13 protein-coding genes are annotated in these 15,389 nt (G+C 64.7%); 5 read left to right on the forward strand and 8 right to left on the reverse strand.

Annotation, left to right across the window (positions count from 1 at the left end):
• Nucleotides 1-10: 10 nt before the first annotated feature.
• Nucleotides 11-562 (reverse strand): TetR/AcrR family transcriptional regulator, encoded by a 552-nt coding sequence (locus tag EB835_RS05550; RefSeq protein ID WP_205749871.1) that lies wholly within the window; start codon nt 560-562, stop codon nt 11-13.
• A gap of 114 nt (nt 563-676) precedes the next feature.
• Between EB835_RS05550 and EB835_RS05555 the strand changes: the two genes are divergently transcribed.
• On the forward strand, nt 677-1,183 hold the full coding sequence (locus EB835_RS05555; RefSeq protein ID WP_135808486.1) for a DoxX family protein: 507 nt from the start codon (nt 677-679) through the stop codon (nt 1,181-1,183).
• 147 nt (nt 1,184-1,330) lie between these two features.
• Nucleotides 1,331-2,845, forward strand: coding sequence for a D-serine/D-alanine/glycine transporter (cycA, locus tag EB835_RS05560; protein WP_135808658.1), 1,515 nt, complete (start codon nt 1,331-1,333; stop codon nt 2,843-2,845).
• Between the two features lie 92 nt (nt 2,846-2,937).
• On the opposite strand, the gene EB835_RS05565 is transcribed toward cycA, so the two are convergent.
• Together EB835_RS05565 and EB835_RS05570 are read right to left on the reverse strand one after the other, a co-directional pair.
• Nucleotides 2,938-4,170 (reverse strand): MFS transporter, encoded by a 1,233-nt coding sequence (locus EB835_RS05565; protein WP_135808487.1) that lies wholly within the window; start codon nt 4,168-4,170, stop codon nt 2,938-2,940.
• 322 nt (nt 4,171-4,492) lie between these two features.
• Nucleotides 4,493-5,680 carry an integrase gene (locus EB835_RS05570; protein ID WP_135808488.1) on the reverse strand — a complete coding sequence of 396 codons (1,188 nt, stop codon included), beginning with the start codon at nt 5,678-5,680 and terminating at the stop codon, nt 4,493-4,495.
• A 164-nt stretch (nt 5,681-5,844) separates the two neighbouring features.
• Here EB835_RS05570 and EB835_RS05575 point away from each other — a divergent pair, with 164 nt between their 5' ends.
• Both EB835_RS05575 and EB835_RS05580 read left to right on the forward strand, forming a co-directional pair.
• Nucleotides 5,845-6,969 (forward strand): helix-turn-helix transcriptional regulator, encoded by a 1,125-nt coding sequence (locus EB835_RS05575; protein ID WP_135808489.1) that lies wholly within the window; start codon nt 5,845-5,847, stop codon nt 6,967-6,969.
• A gap of 282 nt (nt 6,970-7,251) precedes the next feature.
• On the forward strand, nt 7,252-7,755 hold the full coding sequence (locus tag EB835_RS05580) for a hypothetical protein (RefSeq protein WP_135808490.1): 504 nt from the start codon (nt 7,252-7,254) through the stop codon (nt 7,753-7,755).
• 12 nt (nt 7,756-7,767) lie between these two features.
• Here the strand turns inward: EB835_RS05580 and EB835_RS05585 are convergent, their stop codons facing one another.
• Both EB835_RS05585 and EB835_RS05590 read right to left on the reverse strand, forming a co-directional pair.
• On the reverse strand, nt 7,768-8,223 hold the full coding sequence (locus EB835_RS05585; RefSeq protein ID WP_135808491.1) for an NUDIX hydrolase: 456 nt from the start codon (nt 8,221-8,223) through the stop codon (nt 7,768-7,770).
• A complete protein-coding gene (locus tag EB835_RS05590; RefSeq protein WP_205749873.1) occupies nt 8,220-8,840 on the reverse strand; it encodes a DNA-3-methyladenine glycosylase I in 621 nt (206 codons plus the stop codon). Before EB835_RS05590 ends, EB835_RS05585 begins: the two co-directional genes overlap by 4 nt.
• A 118-nt stretch (nt 8,841-8,958) precedes the next feature.
• On the opposite strand from EB835_RS05590, the gene EB835_RS05595 reads away from it, so the two are divergent.
• On the forward strand, nt 8,959-9,813 hold the full coding sequence (locus tag EB835_RS05595; RefSeq protein WP_135808493.1) for an aspartate dehydrogenase domain-containing protein: 855 nt from the start codon (nt 8,959-8,961) through the stop codon (nt 9,811-9,813).
• Nucleotides 9,814-9,944: 131 nt separating this feature from the next.
• Here the strand turns inward: EB835_RS05595 and betT are convergent, their stop codons facing one another.
• From betT to EB835_RS05610, 3 genes are all read right to left on the reverse strand, one after another.
• Nucleotides 9,945-12,014, reverse strand: a complete 2,070-nt coding sequence (gene betT, locus EB835_RS05600; RefSeq protein ID WP_135808494.1) for a choline BCCT transporter BetT — start codon at nt 12,012-12,014, stop codon at nt 9,945-9,947.
• 266 nt (nt 12,015-12,280) lie between these two features.
• Nucleotides 12,281-13,660, reverse strand: a complete 1,380-nt coding sequence (locus EB835_RS05605; RefSeq protein ID WP_135808495.1) for a short-chain fatty acid transporter — start codon at nt 13,658-13,660, stop codon at nt 12,281-12,283.
• A gap of 186 nt (nt 13,661-13,846) precedes the next feature.
• Nucleotides 13,847-15,226: an NAD-dependent succinate-semialdehyde dehydrogenase gene (locus EB835_RS05610; RefSeq protein WP_135808496.1), complete on the reverse strand. Its 1,380-nt coding sequence runs from the start codon at nt 15,224-15,226 to the stop codon at nt 13,847-13,849.
• Nucleotides 15,227-15,389: the final 163 nt, after the last annotated feature.

Genomic DNA, 15,389 nt, shown 5'->3' on the forward strand with positions numbered 1-15,389 from the left:
GACCGACCCGTCAACGATCCGTGTCTGCCCCTTCGACGAGGTGGCCCGCCACGATGCGCGCCTGCTTGAGCACGTCGTCGGGCTCCACCGCCCCGCTGAGAACCAACGTGGCATATCCGTGGACGATCGACCACGCTGCCACCCCGAAATCGGAGTCCGGCTCCGATCTGGTCTTCGCGACTCCGACGGAGAGCGCAGCCCACGCTCGCTGTCGGGCCGCAACCAGCTCGGCATCGTCGTCGTGGAGCAGCCGGGGCTGAAACATCACCGTGAAGTGAGACGGGCGGGCGAGCGCGAATTCGACATAGGCGACCCCGCGGTCAATGAGTCCGCCGTCATCGTCGACTCCGGCCATCGCTTCCGCCAGGAGGTCGAACCCCTCAGCCGCGAGGGCCGTGAGAAGACCGGATTTGTCACCGAAATGATAGGTCGGGGCAGCGTTCGAGACTCCGGCCCGTTTGGCCAGCGCACGCATGCTCAGTTTGGCCACGCCATCGTCGGCAATCGCCGAGGCGGTCTCCGCCAACAGCGTGCGACGCAGATCGCCATGATGATAGGTCACACTCCGATCGTACCGGAGCAAACTTTCCATTGACAAGATGCTTCTCAACGGCCTATCTTTTCATTGTAAAGATTCGTCGTGGCCGCGAGGCTTCGTCCTTCGAAGGAGCCGCTCATGGCACCCCTGCTCTTCCTACTCATCACCACACTCGCCACCTACACCGTCGGACACTTCAGCACCGCAGCGGCCCGGCATGACTTCAGCACATGGCCGGTGGCGATCCGGTTCGGGCTGGCGGTGATGTTCATCGTCACCGGCGTCTCCCATTTCGTCGGCATGCGCGAGGCCCTCATCGATATGGTGCCGCCATGGCTTCCCGGCGCACCCATACTCGTCACAATGACCGGGGTGCTCGAACTGCTCGGAGCGATCGGGCTGCTGCTGAAGCAGACTCGTCCGTGGGCGGCCGGCGGGCTGGGGCTGATGCTCATCGTCATGTTCCCGGCTAATGTGCACCTGGCACTGACCGGCGAGAACCTGCCGTGGGACGATCAGCTGCTGCCGCGCACGGCCATGCAGCTGATATTCTTCGGCGCCGTGCTCACGGTGCTCGTGCCCGAGATCCAGTCCCGGCGGAAGCTTCACAGACTCGCCGAGGTGGAGCGGCAGCGGCAGCGCTGAGCGGGATGGCCCAGCCGATCCGGGCATCTGCTTTCGCCCAATGATCCCTGTGCTGGAGCCCCCTAGGAACCCGCTGTGAGTCCCGCGTCACAGTCGTGTGTATGCTGACCGACGGACCTGTTCGATGTGAGTCCGATCTCGCCTTTGATGATCGCCCCATCACCTCGGCCCTTCCCTCATCAGCCGACCACCGTCAAGGAGCAGAGAAGCACTGTGACCTCCCAGAACCCCACCGAACTCAAACGCGCGCTGTCGAACCGCCATATCCAGCTCATCGCGATCGGAGGTGCGATCGGAACCGGCCTATTCATGGGCTCGGGCAAGACGATCTCGGTCGCCGGGCCTTCGGTCATCCTCGTCTACCTCGTCATCGGCTTCATGCTCTTCTTCGTCATGCGTGCGATGGGCGAACTGCTCCTGTCCAACCTCGAATACAAGAACTTCAGCGACTTCGCCGGTGATCTGCTCGGACCGTGGGCCGCCTTCTTCACCGGCTGGACCTACTGGTTCTGTTGGGTGGTCACCGGTGTCGCCGACGTCGTCGCGATCGCCCACTACGTCTCATTCTGGTGGCCGCAGCTGCCGCTGTGGATCCCCGCGGTCCTGTGCATCCTCGTCCTCGTCGGACTCAATCTGCCCACCGTGAAGTCCTTCGGCGAGACTGAGTTCTGGTTCGCACTCATCAAGATCATTGCGATCCTCGCCCTCATCGTCGTCGGCCTCGTCTTCATCCTCTCCGGATTCGAACACGGCGGAGACCGCGCCTCATTCGCCCACCTGTGGGATCACGGCGGCTTCTTCCCCAATGGCTTCATGGGCTTCGTCGCCGGCTTCCAGATCGCCATCTTCGCCTTCGTCGGCATCGAACTCGTCGGCACCGCCGCAGCCGAGACGAAGGATCCACACACCACCCTGCCCAAGGCCGTGAACTCCATCCCGGTGCGCATCCTGCTCTTCTACGTCGGAGCGCTCATCATCCTCATCTCGGTGCGGCCCTGGGACAGCTTCAGCGCCGACGAGTCCCCCTTCGTCGCCATGTTCGCCCTCGCCGGACTCGCCGGTGCGGCCGGTGTGGTCAACTTCGTCGTCCTCACCTCGGCGACCTCGAGCGCGAACTCCGGAATCTATTCGACCTCCCGGATGGTCTACGGTCTCTCGCTCCAGGGCGATGCCCCCAAGGCCTTCTCGCGACTCTCGAAGCGGCGGGTGCCGCAGAACGCGCTGCTGTTCTCCTGCATGTTCCTGCTGGCCGGCGTCGTCCTCCTCTACGCGGAGGGAAGCGTCTCATCGGCCTTCACCCTCGTGACCACGGTGTCGTCGCTGTGCTTCATGTTCGTCTGGACGATCATCCTGCTCAGCTACATCGTCTACCGTCGCCGTCGCCCTCAGGAGCACAAGCGCAGTACGTTCAAGATGCCCGGCGGCGCCTTCATGCCGTTCGTCGTCCTCGCGTTCTTCGCCTGCATGCTGTGGGCGCTGACGACTCAGCCCGACACCCTTGCCGCAGAGCTCGCCACACCCGTCTGGTTCGCCGTCCTCGGTCTGTTCTACCTGCGTGTGCGCCGCAGTCCGGAACACCGTGCACTCCGTGAGGCTCACCGCGTCAAGGTCGCCGAAGAGCACCGGCAGGCATCGGCGTCGAGCGCTCACTCACCGGTCTGAGGAGCCCGCTCCCCCGCCGATGGCGAGAGCGATGACTGCCCAGGGACTGCCGGACACTGCCCGTGCCCGGCAGTCCCTGAGCGTTGTGCGGTTCAGTCGGCGTTGCCTCGTCGGCCCTGCAGCGTCCGTGCGATCCATGACAGCGCCCCGGTAAGCAGCAGGACCAGGGCGCACACTAGGAAGGTCGACGAGGATCCGAGGTAGGTGAAGCCGAGTCCGCCGACCACTCCGGCGATGGCGAGGCCGATGTCGAAGTTCATATTCCAGGCGACGCTGGCCCGGCTCGGTGAGCTGACCGAGGCGAAGGCCATGACGAGGCTCGCCGACTGCATGGCACCCAGCCCCAGACCGATGATGAGCATCGCAGCGAACAGCGCCGCACCGTAGAAGACGACAGCGCAGACCAGGCCGATCGCTGTCAGGACGAGGCCCAAGATGTTGAGAGCGAAGGGCGGGAAGTTGTCCGAAACGGCCCCGACGACAAAGCGTCCGATCACTGCCGAGATCTGCATGCCCGCGATGAACAGCGCCGCCACCGCGACATCCTCGCCCGGTCCGAAGCCGACGATGATCCCGAAGACGATCATGCCGACGAGGAACGGAGAGAGCATGAGGACGAGCCCAAGGGCCTCCCCCGCACGGCGTCCCACCTTCCGCAGGCTCCGTTTCTCATTGCGTCCGGCCCGAACACCGACCGTCGCGTCGTCGCCTGCCGATGCTCCCGCTTCGCCCTCCCCTCGCCGAGGCGGCCGTCCGGGAACGTATTTCAGCACCGTGGGGATGGCCAGGAGCAGACAGGCGCAGACGATGACACGGAAGATCCCGATCGGAATCGTCTCGACCAGCCACAGTCCCAGCGGCGCTCCGACGGCGGCAGCCAGGGATGTGATCCCACCGAAGAAGCCGAGTGCCTTGCCGATCCGCCCGGGTGAGGTCGTTCCGGGAACCGCCGCATTGGCGAGGACGACGAAGAGTCCGAACCCGACACCGCCGCAGAGCCCGGCGAGGACGAGCGCCAGCAGGGGCGGGGTCACGAAGAGCCCGAGCAGCTGGCCGAGGAACTGCAGCACGAGAGCGAACAGCAGCGAGGCCTTGAAACCGAAGACCCGCCCGGCCCATGGGGCGAAGGGCTGGACGGCGATGACACCGATCATCATCGTCGTCAGCACGGAACCGCCGGTGACGGTCGACAGTCCGTCTGTCGCAGCGATCGTCACCATCGTCGAATAGCTGAAGAAGAAGGCGGAGAACCCGAACATCGCCGTCCACACCAAGCCCAGCAGGGCCGGGGTGTATGTCCGTTGAGGCTGGTGTTCGGGGCTCATAGTCCGAGGTTACGACATCGGCACTGCATCTGCCGTGTCCGAGATGTCTGCTGCCCATCCGGCGGAGAAGTGTTCACCTGCGCGTCAGAATTGTCGCCTGCCATCGGCCCGAAGACGAAGGTCCGCGAATCGTTCACACGCCAGCACTTCCTCAAGGACGCCGAATGGAAGGCCGTCGGAGTCCTGCCGAGTCTCGAGGAGATCTCACCCGACGACATCGATTTCGTCACCGGCATCGTTCTCGAGGACGGCACGCCCAATCGCTTCTGTCTGCCGCTGCTCCTGATGCTGCCCGGAGTGGCAATCCCCGACCCAGCCGTACTCAGGCGGCCAGCTCCTGCAGACGCTTCTGCCAGAACACGATCTCTTCGGTCAGCCGGGCCGGGTCGAGACCGTGCGCATATTCGCTGAGCTCGCGCTCCTGGGTCGGTGACATGACCCCGGCTGCGCGCAGACGTTCGAACGGTGTGCTCGGTTCGTCGTAGATGCGCCTCTGCTCGCCGTGACCGTCATCTGCCCAGCCCGCGGGCTTGCGCGTGGGAGTGAAGTAGTTGAGTCGGTCGTCGACGGCACGCCAGAGTTCGTTGAGGGCAGTCCGGGCCTCCTCGGTGTCATAGCGACGGATATTGCCGTACTCGTGAACGAGATGCTGATGCCGCGACGCTTCCGGAAGCCGATCGCGACGGAGATCTTTGAGCACCGGACTGAAATGGATGTCCAGGCCGCGTGCCCAACGGTCGGCCGCCTCGTGGACGGTGTCATCGGCATTGCTCAGCTCAACGGCGTTGACCCAGAAGGGAATCCCCTGCACCTCATCGAGTGACCACTGCAGCATCTCCACCATGGTGTCCGGAGCGTTGTCGGCAATGCTGCGCGTGAAGACCCAGCCGGTGTGCAGGCATGAGGCACTGATTGTGAACACGCAGTTCGAGGCTCGGGTCGGTCCGGCATGGGCGATGGTGTCGACGAGGAAGAAGCCCGGTTCGTACTCATTCGGTCCCGACGCGAAATCGAGAAAGTCTTCGCTGGGACTGGTGAACCGTTTCGTCGACACTCTGCGGTCGCGGAAGTCATCGGCTCGCGCGGTGCGCAGATACCGGTCGATCGAAGCCGGACTGACGGCGAGCAGTTCAGAGCGGACCTCGAGACTGTAACCCTCCCGGTCAGGCACCAGTGCGCCGTGGCGTTCTGCCGCATCGAGCAGCTGCGGCATCACCGCGGCCAGGTACTTGCCGCTCTGATACCCCGACCATTCCCAGATCCGAACGAGGAGTGCCCGTGATTCGGGTGAGTACTTGCAGCACCGCGACCGTGGATGTTCGGTGGTCGGATCGTCGTATCCGGTCTCGTCGTCACCGACGCGGAAGGCAGCCAACCGGCGCCGTGCATGGTCACGCGACCACCCGGTGAGGATCATGACTTCGTCCAGGATCCACCCTTTGTCCTTCTTGCGTGCCGACGAATACAACTCGAGATAGTCGTCGACATCGAATTCTGTGTCTGTTGTCATCGGGTATGAAATACCTTGAATACTCTGCTGATCGTGCATCAATTTCGCTTGATCCTCCGAAATCGGGAAAGCCATTTCATTGTTTCGCTCTGTCCCGGAACGATTTGCATAATGCTATTCTGAGTTCAGGCAGGAGGTCTTCCTAAACGACGGAAGACGCAGAGATGTCACAGACTGCAGCACGGCTGCTCGGGTTATTGTCACTGCTGATGGTGCCCCGAACCTGGTCGGGAACGGAATTGGCAGATCGTCTGGAAGTGAGTCCGCGGACCGTCCGGAACGATATCGGCACGTTGCGCGATATCGGATATTCGATCGACGGCACGCGCGGAACCGAGGGCGGCTACCGCCTCTCTTCCAACGGCGCAGGAATCCCGCCGCTCATGTTCGACGCCGATGAGGCAGTGGCGGTCGCCGTCGGCCTGCATTCCGGGCTGAGCTGCATCATCGGCGGGATGGAAGAGACCTCGGCCCTGGCATTGGCGAAGCTTGAGACGATTCTTCCCGCCGCGGTTCGGGCACGGGTTCACAGCCTCGCGCACTTCACTGTTCCGGTCGTCGGCAACCAGCCGATGCCGATCGTCGACCCCAACCTCATCGTCACCCTCATCGACCACTGCCGTCGGCATGAGCGCCTGCGCTTCACGTATCGCAGCGAGGCGGCCGACCGCCCGCCCGGCCGCACCGCCGAGCCGGGCCCCGTTGAATCGGGCACCGTCGATCCGGGCACCGTTGGGCCGGAGGCCGCGAGCAGTTCCCCAGCACACGAGGCCCACCTCGAAGTCGAGGCCTACCGGCTCGTCAACCGTCAACACCGCTGGCACCTGCTGGCCTTCGACCCCCGAACCGAGGCCTGGCGGGTCTTCAGCGCCGAACGCATCGTGCCGAAGACGCCCAGCGGTCGCAGCTTCACTCCGCGCCCGCTGCCGGCAGACGACATCGGAGACTTCGTCGAACGACACGTGGCCGAACCCAAGTGGCGGCATACGGCCTCCGTCATCGTCGACGCTCCCGCGGCCACGGTGATGAAGAGACTGATGTCCGCCGAAGGCACGGCCGAAGCCCTCGAGGATGACCGCTGCCTCGTCACCGTCGGCGGGCAGAGCCTGACCACCATGGCCCTGGCATTGGCCCGATTGGACACCGACTTCACCGTCATCGACAGCCCTGAACTCCGCACATGTCTGAATCGGCTCTCGCAGCTGCTCAGCCGCGGAGCCGACGAGGGCGCATTGCCCGATCTCGCGGCTGCAGACACGAGGAATGCGGTTCACCGAAGGATGAAATAGGGATAAAGGCACAACCCGGCATAAAGACCTTTGTGCGAATATGTAGATTTTCGCGGGCATGACACGTGAGTCATGACCATTCCTTGTCTCCTGAGAACACCGAGCGGTAACTTTCCTGGATACGTTTCAGGTCCTGGCCCGCACGGCGGCGACTAATCCGTTCGGGCCATTGTCGACCACAATCCCTTAATTCCCTGATTGGAGAATTGCGATGCTTCTGTCGTGCTTCGGCACAACAACGAGTCCTCATGCCACCTGCCTCGACTCCGACGGAAGGCCACAGTGACAGCAACAGACGGCGACCGGTCGATGACGACCGGGCACCTCCGCAATGCCGACGACCTCGCCGAGCGCATTCGTCGCACCAACATCAACTATGCCCGCTTCTACGGGCCGCTGGCGGTGTTGGTCATCGCCGCATCGTTCTTCCCCTACTACTCCCCCGAACCGGACAGTTCCGTCACATACGGAAACCTGTGGCAGGAAGTCCTCATCATCGGTCGCGGAGTCGATCTCTTCACGCTCTTCGCACTGCTGTTCACCACCGGTCTGCTGTGCTTGGCAGCAGTGGGCCGAACGACGACCGCTGTCCTCATCGCGATCCTCACCGGCTCGATCGTCATCGGATGCACTCTCCTGCAAGCGCCCGGCTATGTCAGCCCACCGGCGCTGACGATCTTCGGCATCATCGACATCGCACTCAGCTTCCTCATCGCAGCGATCACCCTGGTGCACTCCCTGCACCTGTTCACCCTCGACCTCGGGTTCCAGCGCCGCACCGCGTGAGACCATCTCAGCTCAACCGGCCGATTTGGCCTCCGAACGTCCCGCGGCGTGCAGTGCGGGGATGACCTCATCGCGGGTCAGCGGTGCGAACTGGCGGACATCGGTGTCAGCAGGCAGCGGATCGATGGGGAACCATCCGGCCTCGGCGATCTCGGCCAGATGGGCGATGTTCTCCACATCGATCTCTTCCGGCAGACCGTCGTAGCAGAACACATCACCGATGACTCGGTGATCGGCTTCGTTCGCCGCCGCTGCCGCAAATGTGCCCAAAGCGTGCAGCCGATGGCGGTCCAGAGTGAGTCCGAGCTCCTCGGCGATCTCCCGGACGATGGTGTCCTCGGCGGTCTCCCCCTCCTCGGGTTTGCCGCCGGGCAGCATGAATGAACTGGTTCCGGCTTTGCGGACCATGAGCAGCTCCGGGCGCTGCGGATGGAGGAGGACGAGCGCGGAGACGCGGATATCGTTCATTCCGACCACACCCCGGAAGTGCCTCGGCGGTGGGAATCGAGCAGGTGCGTATCGACCATGCCGATGGCCTCCATCAGCGCATACATCGTCGTCGGTCCGACGAAGCGGAACCCCTTCTTCTTCAGTGCCTTCGACAGGGCCGCGGATTCCGGACCGGTCGTCGGGATCTCGGCGATGGTGCGCGGTCGCGGTGTCTGCGCAGGCTGGAACGACCACAGGAAGGCGTCGAGTCCGCCGTCTTCACGCAGTTCGATCACGCGAGCGGCATTGTTGATGCAGGCTTCGATCTTGCCGCGGTGGCGGATGATGCCGGGATCGGCCAGCAGCGTGTCGATCTCGGCTTCACCGAAGCGGGCGACGGCGTCGGGGTCGAATCCGGCGAAGACTTCGCGGAACCGCTTCCGCTTCTTCAGGATCGTCAGCCACGACAGTCCGGCTTGGAAGCCCTCGAGGCTCATCCGCTCGAACAGTCCCGCTTCGTCGTGGATGGGCAGTCCCCATTCGCTGTCGTAGTAGTCCAGCAGCATCGGGTCCCCATACGCCCATGGAGTGCGGGCCAGACCGTCGTCGCCGATGACGGCTGCGCCGGAGGGGCTCGGCTGTGATTCGTCGTCCATTCTGCAACCGTATCGCGTCGCACTGACATGGCGCGCGGGCCCCATTCTCCGGCCCTCTCCCTCGCTCTGTTCTCAGCGTTCTGAGCCCCACGTCAGTCGTCTCCGATAAGGTGCGGCCATGACCTCAGTGCTCCTCCTCGGATTCGGTGCCATCGGCCGTCACGTCGCCCAACTGCTCTCTCCTGAGCTCGATTCCGGAGCGCTCAGCCTGACCGCTCTGGTCTCGGATCGGACCAAACATGTCGACCGTCCGGATCACGGCGCCGAGGTGGTCGACGTCCTCCCTCCGCCGAGGCTGTTCTCCGGTTTCGACGTCATCGTCGAATGCGCCGGGGTTCCCGCCGCAGCCCAGTTCGGCCCCGCGGTCATCGCGTCCGGCCGTCCACTCGTCCTCACCAGTGTCGGTGCCCTGGCCGATCCTGAGACCCGTTCGAGCCTGCTCGCCGGGCCCGGCCGGCTGCACGTGACCAATGGGGCGATCGGCGGACTCGATGTGCTCGAAGCGGCTGCGCAGGCAGGCGGACTCGACACCGCCCGGCTCACCACGTCGAAAGAGGCGACCGGACTCATCCGACCGTGGATGTCCGAGACCGAAGCCGATCGGCTGCGTGCCCTCCGCCCCGACGACGGCCCCCTGACCGTCTTCACGGGCAACCCCGCCGAGGCGATCGAGAAGTTCCCCGCCAACGTCAATATCGCGGTCGCTCTGGCCTGGGCCACCCGCGGGCTGCCGCAGTCCCCCGCCGACCCCGCCACTGATGCCGACCTGCTCGCCGCCGCGCTCAAGCGGGTCCGGGTCGACCTCGTCGCTGTGGCCGGCCAGACCCAGTCGGCCCACCGCATTCGAGCCGCGGGATCTGCCGGAGAATTCACCTTCGACATCCGATCGACGCCGAGCCCGGAGAACCCCGCCACCAGCGGACTCACTGCCCTGTCCGTCACCCGCACCCTGCGCCAGGTCATTGCCCAGTGAGCACGCAACGATCGCGCCGCCTCGGCGAGGGAATGACGACGCCCGGGGCACACGACCTGAAGATCGCGGTTCCCGGGCGTCGCTGAGGAATCGAACCGCTGACGGACCGATTCCCTTGACGGATCGAGCCGTCAGTCCTCGCCGTGAGCGAAGTTCTCCTGCATCTGCAGGAATTCGACGTGGCGTTCGTACTTATCGAGCACGTCGTTGATGAGCTGATCCTTCGAATAGCCCATGATGTCGTAGCCCTGACCGACCCCGCCGTCGAGGTAGACCTCCATCCGGTAGTAGTCCTCGGTCCCGCGCGGGACGCGTCCGCCGAAGGACGGGACGCTGACCTTGCGTGGCCACACCTGATACCGGAACGGGAACTCGCCGGAGCCGTCGACCTCGAGTTCGATGAGCTCTCCGTCATCGACGAACTGTCCCTCGGAATCGACGCGACCACAGCGGGCCGCGATTCCCCGGTCCTCGAGCTCAGAGGCGACCTCACCGAGGGTGGGCACGAGCGTCTTCTCGACGAATCCTTCGGCCTTCGACCGATTCGGGAACGACAGCACCCGGCCGAGCTGACGCTGCCAGGACTCGTGCCCATGTCCGGAGGCGGAGCGGCGAGCCAGGGAAGCCGGCAGGCTCTGGTCGACGCTGTCGACGCGCTGCCCCTCGATCCGCAGCGCGCGGTAGAGGCCGATCATAACGAGGATGACGACGAAGGCGAAGGGCAGCCCCATGATCACCGTGGCGCTCTGCAGTGCGCCGATTCCGCCGACGATGAGCATCGCGATCGTCAGGGCACCGGTGGCCAGTGCCCAGAAGATGCGCAGTCCGGCCCGACCGTCGTGCTGCGGGGTCGGCAGGCGCGAGGACAGGTTCGCCATCACCAAGGCCGCGGAGTCCGCCGAGGTGACGTAGAAGAGCAGCGCGGTCAGCGTCGCCACCGCGGCGACGACGACGAAGGCCGGATAGTTCGCGAGCAGTTCATAGAACCCGCCCTCGGGGCTGAGCACGGTCTGTTCGCCGAACTCCTTGTTGCCGCTGCGGATGATGTCGAGCGCCGAGTTCCCGTAGATCGAGATCCACATGAAGATGTAGATGAACGGGATGGTCAAGGTGCCGATGACGAACTGACGGATGGTCCGCCCGCGCGAGATACGGGCGAGGAAGAGGCCGACGAACGATGCCCAGGCGATCCACCAGGCCCAGAAGAACAGGGTCCAGTCGGTCATCCATGTACCGGTGTCCTCGAAGGCGAAGGTCTGACCGACCATGTCCGGGAAGAGGCGGACGAAGTCGGCGGCGTTGAGGACGAAGGCGTTGAGGAGGAACTTGGTGTTGCCGGCCACGAGCACCCAGATGCTCAGCGCGATCGCGAGGAAGACGTTGAGGATGGAGAGGAACTTGATGCCCTTGTCCACGCCCGAGACCGCGGACAGTGTGGCCACGGCGACGCCGACGACGACGATTCCGATCTGCGCACCGGTGCCGACGGGCAGGCCGAAGACCTGGTTGAGACCGACGTTGACCATGACGACGCCGATGCCCAGCGAAGTGGCCACACCGAAGATCGTGCCAAGCAGGGCGGCGAAGTCGACGGAGTCACCGAGGGTGCCCTGCACCCGTTTGCCGAAGATCGGGGCGAGCGCCGACCGGATCGCCAGCGGCATGTTCATCCGGTAGGCGAAGTAGGCCAGGGCGATGCCCATGAGGGCGTAGAGGCCCCAGCCGCTCAGCCCGTAGTGGAAGAGCGTCCACACCGTCGCCTCGCGTGCGGCGTCGACCGTTTCGGGTTCGGTGCTCGGCGGGGCGAGGTACTGAGTGACGGGTTCGGAGACCGCGAAGAACATGAGGTCTGTGCTGATGCCGGCGGCGAAGAGCATCGACGCCCAGGCGAGGAGTCCGTATTCGGGCTTCGAATGCTCGGGGCCGAGCTTCGTCGAGCCGTATCGGGAGGCAGCGAGATAGATGACGAAGACGAGGACGATGGCCACGAGGAGGACATAGAACCAACCGAACCAATCGGATGTCCAGCCGACCACGGCGCCGAGGACCGCCTCGGCGTTGGTGGGTGCGAAGAATGCCCACAGGGTGATGGCCAGGGTTCCGACTGCCGCAGCGATGAAGACTCGCCAATTCACGGGCGGCAGGGACAGTTTCACATCCTTCTTCGGTTCCCCTGGCGGACTCTCGACTGATGCTGACATGGTTCTGCTCCTTATCCGGACGCGGTGGCGTCGTGGCGTCGGTTCCGGCCGAACGATGCGGACGGCCGGGCGTGATCATCGGCTGGTACGTGGGTGAGGGGGGTTTCGTGCTCGCTTCTCTTCGCTGGATTCCACTAGGTCAGGGGCCCTCCCCGGCTCGGGGGAGGACCAACAGTGGAGGTTACCACAGAGACACTTACGGTCACTTTCCCGGTCGGTCATCCCCGTCATGTGTGCGAGCATCCCGCACCGGGTATGAGCCGAGATCACAGCGAGACGAGCAGCAGCGCAGCAGCCATCACCACCCCGGACCCCAGGAACGTGATGACGGTGTAGCCGAGGATGTCGCGCATCTTCAGCCCGGCGATGGCGAGCACCGGCAGAGCCCAGAAGGGCTGCAGCATATTCGTCCACTGGTCGCCGTAGGACACGGCCATGATCGCGATGGACGGATCAACGCCGATCTGGTTGGCCGCGTCGAGCATGATCGGCCCCTGCACAGCGAACTGGCCGCCGCCGGAGGGGACGAAGAAGTTCACGAGTCCTGCCGAGAGCAGGGCGAGGACGCCGAAGGTCGTGGTGTTCGAGATCGAGACGAAGGCATCGGAGAACACGGCGATGAGTCCGGTGCTCGACATGATGCCGAGGATGCCGGCGTAGAGCGGGAACTGCAGGAGGATCTCGCCGACGTTCGAGGCGGCACCCTTCGTGAGGTGGATGAGTTCGAAGGGGTTGCGCACGAGCAGCAGGATGAGCGCGAGGAACGACCAGTTGACGACGTCGAGGGTCAGTCCCCCGCCCTGCGCGAAGTGGATGACCAGGTAGGCCACGAGTGCGAGGCCGACGACGAGGGTGAGGATCCGCGAGGCGTCGATGCGGTCGGCCGGGGTGACGACCTCCTCGTCGATCTCGGACTGCTTCTCCGAACTCACCGAGGCGGGAAGTTCGTAGACGGGCGCGCCGGGTTTGGGAGCGATGAAGAAGAGGAGGAGCCCGCAGACGATGATCACGCCGAGGATGGCGAGCAGGTTCCAGCCGGCGAAGATCGTCTCGGACACGGGGACCGTCTTCCCGCCGAGGGATTCGGCGAGGAACGAGTCCGGGGTCGCCGCAGTCAGTGGGCCCGAACCCGAGTAGCCCATATGCCAGACGACGAAGCCGGAGTAGCCGGCGGCCACGAGCAGCGGGAAGTGGACCTTGATTCCGCGTTCGCGTGACTGCACGGCGATCTCGCGTGCCAGCAGGGCACCGACGACGAGGCCGAGGCCCCAGGTGATGAGGCTGGCGATCGCGGCGATGAGGAAGACGAAGACGTAGGAGAAGGTGGCGTTGCCCGGCACACGGGCGAGCCGGGCCAACAGCTTCCGCACGGGTCCGGTGTTGGCGAGGATGTGGCCGAGCAGGAGGATCAGACACATCTGCGTCATGAACTCGAGCAGGCCGGCCAGTCCCTCGCCCCAGCCGGTGACGACGGCGGTGGGGCCGGCATCGGTGAAGATGAACGCGAGGACTGCGACGATGAGGGTGAGAACGATGGCGAAGGTCAGTGCCGAGGGGATCCACTGTTCGAGGAATCGGTTGACCGGCCGCATGATCCCTTTTGAGGCTGCGGCATTGACCTGGGTCGACGGCTTCGGTGCCGACATGGTGGAGACCTCCCGCTGAGAATCTGCTGTGTGTGGTCTCAGCATACAATCAGGGCGCTGTCCTCGGTAGCGAACAGCGCCCTAATCGATCACCCCTCGGCGAGGACGGTCACCCGCCGGAGCGGGCGGCCGGCCCTCGGAGTGGGCGGTCACCCCTCGGAGTGGGGCTCAGGTCTGCGGGGTCGGTCAGTCCTGCTTGTACACGAGCTGCTTGTTGACGAATTCGTCCATCGCCAGCGGGCCGAGCTCGCGGCCGACGCCGGAGCGCTTGACTCCGCCGAAGGGCAGATACTCGCGGCTGCCTTCCGGAGCATTGAGGAAGACCATGCCGGAATCGATCTGGTCACCGACGCGTTCTGCACGGGAGATGTCGGTCGAAAACACTGCGGCGCCCAGGCCGAAGGGAGTGTCATTGGCGAGCTCGACGGCCTCCTCCTCGCTGCTGACCTTGTAGACGATGACGGCCGGCCCGAAGAGCTCTTCGTAGTAGCCGCGCATGCCCTTCTGCACATCTGTGAGGACGACGGGTTCGACATAGGCTCCGCCGCCGTCGTACCTCTTGCCTCCGGCCAGCATCGTCGCACCCTCGCTGACGGTGTCCTGGACCTGTTCGACGAAGCGGTCGGCCGCGGCCACCGAGGACAGCGGGGACAGCCGGGAGCCTTCCTCGCCGGGAACGGCCGGGGTGTTCTTCTTGGCCGCCTCGGTGATGGAGGTGACGAAGTCGTCGTATATATCGTCCATGACGATCATCCGCTTCGGCGAGTTGCAGGCCTGGCCCGTGTTGCCCATGCGGGTGTTGAAGAAGGTCTTCGCAGACTTCTGGACGTCGTCGGTGTCGAGCAGGATATAGGGGTCGGAGCCGCCGAGTTCGAGCACGACCTTCTTGAGGTTCTTGCCGGCCTCGGCCGCGACGGCGGCACCGGCGCGTTCGGATCCGGTCAGGGACACACCGTGGTTGCGGGGGTCGGGCAGGATGATGTCGGCGACCTGCTCGTTGCTGGCATAGATGTTGATGTACGCGCCTGCGGGCAGGCCCGCCTCGATGAAGATCTCTTCCATGATCTGCGCCGAACGCGGGCACTGCGGTGCGTGCTTGAGCAGGATCGTGTTGCCCAGTGCCAGGTTCGGGGCGGCGAAGCGGGCGACCTGGTAGTAGGGGAAGTTCCACGGCATGATGCCCAGCAACGAGCCGACCGGCTTGCGGCGGATCATGGCGGTGGCGTCCTTGGGTCCGCGCAGGGGCTCATCGGCCATGAACGCCTCGGCGTTGTCGGCGAAGTACTTGTAGATCATCGAGCTGAGCTGGACCTCGCCCTTGCCCTCGGGCACGGACTTGCCCATTTCGAGCTTGATGACTTCGGCGAGCTCCTCGGCGCGCTCGGCGTAGATCTCGGACACGCGGGTCAGCAGCGCGGCACGCTCGGCCACGGAGGTCTGGCTCCACTCGCTGAACGTCGTCGCCGAACGATCGAGGGCGGCAAGGATCTCGGCATCGGTGGAGGTGGCGAATTCTTCGGCGACTTCGCCGGTCGCCGGGTTGGTCACACGATACATAGTGGTCATGACTGTCCTCTTTCAGTTCGACGGGGTTTGCGATCACCGGTGGTGTGATCGCAGGTCCATCCCCCACGCTATGGCCGAAACCCGGCGGCGGCAACGCCGATCTCACCTCCTGGGCGGATTCCCAGCCACCACCGAGGCGGCAGCCACAGAGGAGGCAGTCGTA

This window comes from Brevibacterium sp. S22, assembly GCF_004745485.1.
In the GTDB taxonomy this organism is placed as follows: domain Bacteria; phylum Actinomycetota; class Actinomycetes; order Actinomycetales; family Brevibacteriaceae; genus Brevibacterium.

Bases quoted from the DNA above. Each gene is read 5' to 3' on its own strand.
- EB835_RS05565 (WP_135808487.1), bottom strand. From the start codon at position 4,170: ATGAGCCCCGAACACCAGCCTCAACGGACATACACCCCGGCCCTGCTG.
- EB835_RS05575 (WP_135808489.1), top strand. From the start codon at position 5,845: ATGTCACAGACTGCAGCACGGCTGCTCGGGTTATTGTCACTGCTGATG.
- EB835_RS05610 (WP_135808496.1), bottom strand. From the start codon at position 15,226: ATGACCACTATGTATCGTGTGACCAACCCGGCGACCGGCGAAGTCGCC.
- cycA (WP_135808658.1), top strand. From the start codon at position 1,331: ATGATCGCCCCATCACCTCGGCCCTTCCCTCATCAGCCGACCACCGTC.
- EB835_RS05555 (WP_135808486.1), top strand. From the start codon at position 677: ATGGCACCCCTGCTCTTCCTACTCATCACCACACTCGCCACCTACACC.
- EB835_RS05570 (WP_135808488.1), bottom strand. From the start codon at position 5,680: ATGACAACAGACACAGAATTCGATGTCGACGACTATCTCGAGTTGTAT.
- EB835_RS05590 (WP_205749873.1), bottom strand. From the start codon at position 8,840: ATGGACGACGAATCACAGCCGAGCCCCTCCGGCGCAGCCGTCATCGGC.
- EB835_RS05605 (WP_135808495.1), bottom strand. From the start codon at position 13,660: ATGTCGGCACCGAAGCCGTCGACCCAGGTCAATGCCGCAGCCTCAAAA.
- EB835_RS05595 (WP_135808493.1), top strand. From the start codon at position 8,959: ATGACCTCAGTGCTCCTCCTCGGATTCGGTGCCATCGGCCGTCACGTC.
- betT (WP_135808494.1), bottom strand. From the start codon at position 12,014: ATGTCAGCATCAGTCGAGAGTCCGCCAGGGGAACCGAAGAAGGATGTG.
- EB835_RS05585 (WP_135808491.1), bottom strand. From the start codon at position 8,223: ATGAACGATATCCGCGTCTCCGCGCTCGTCCTCCTCCATCCGCAGCGC.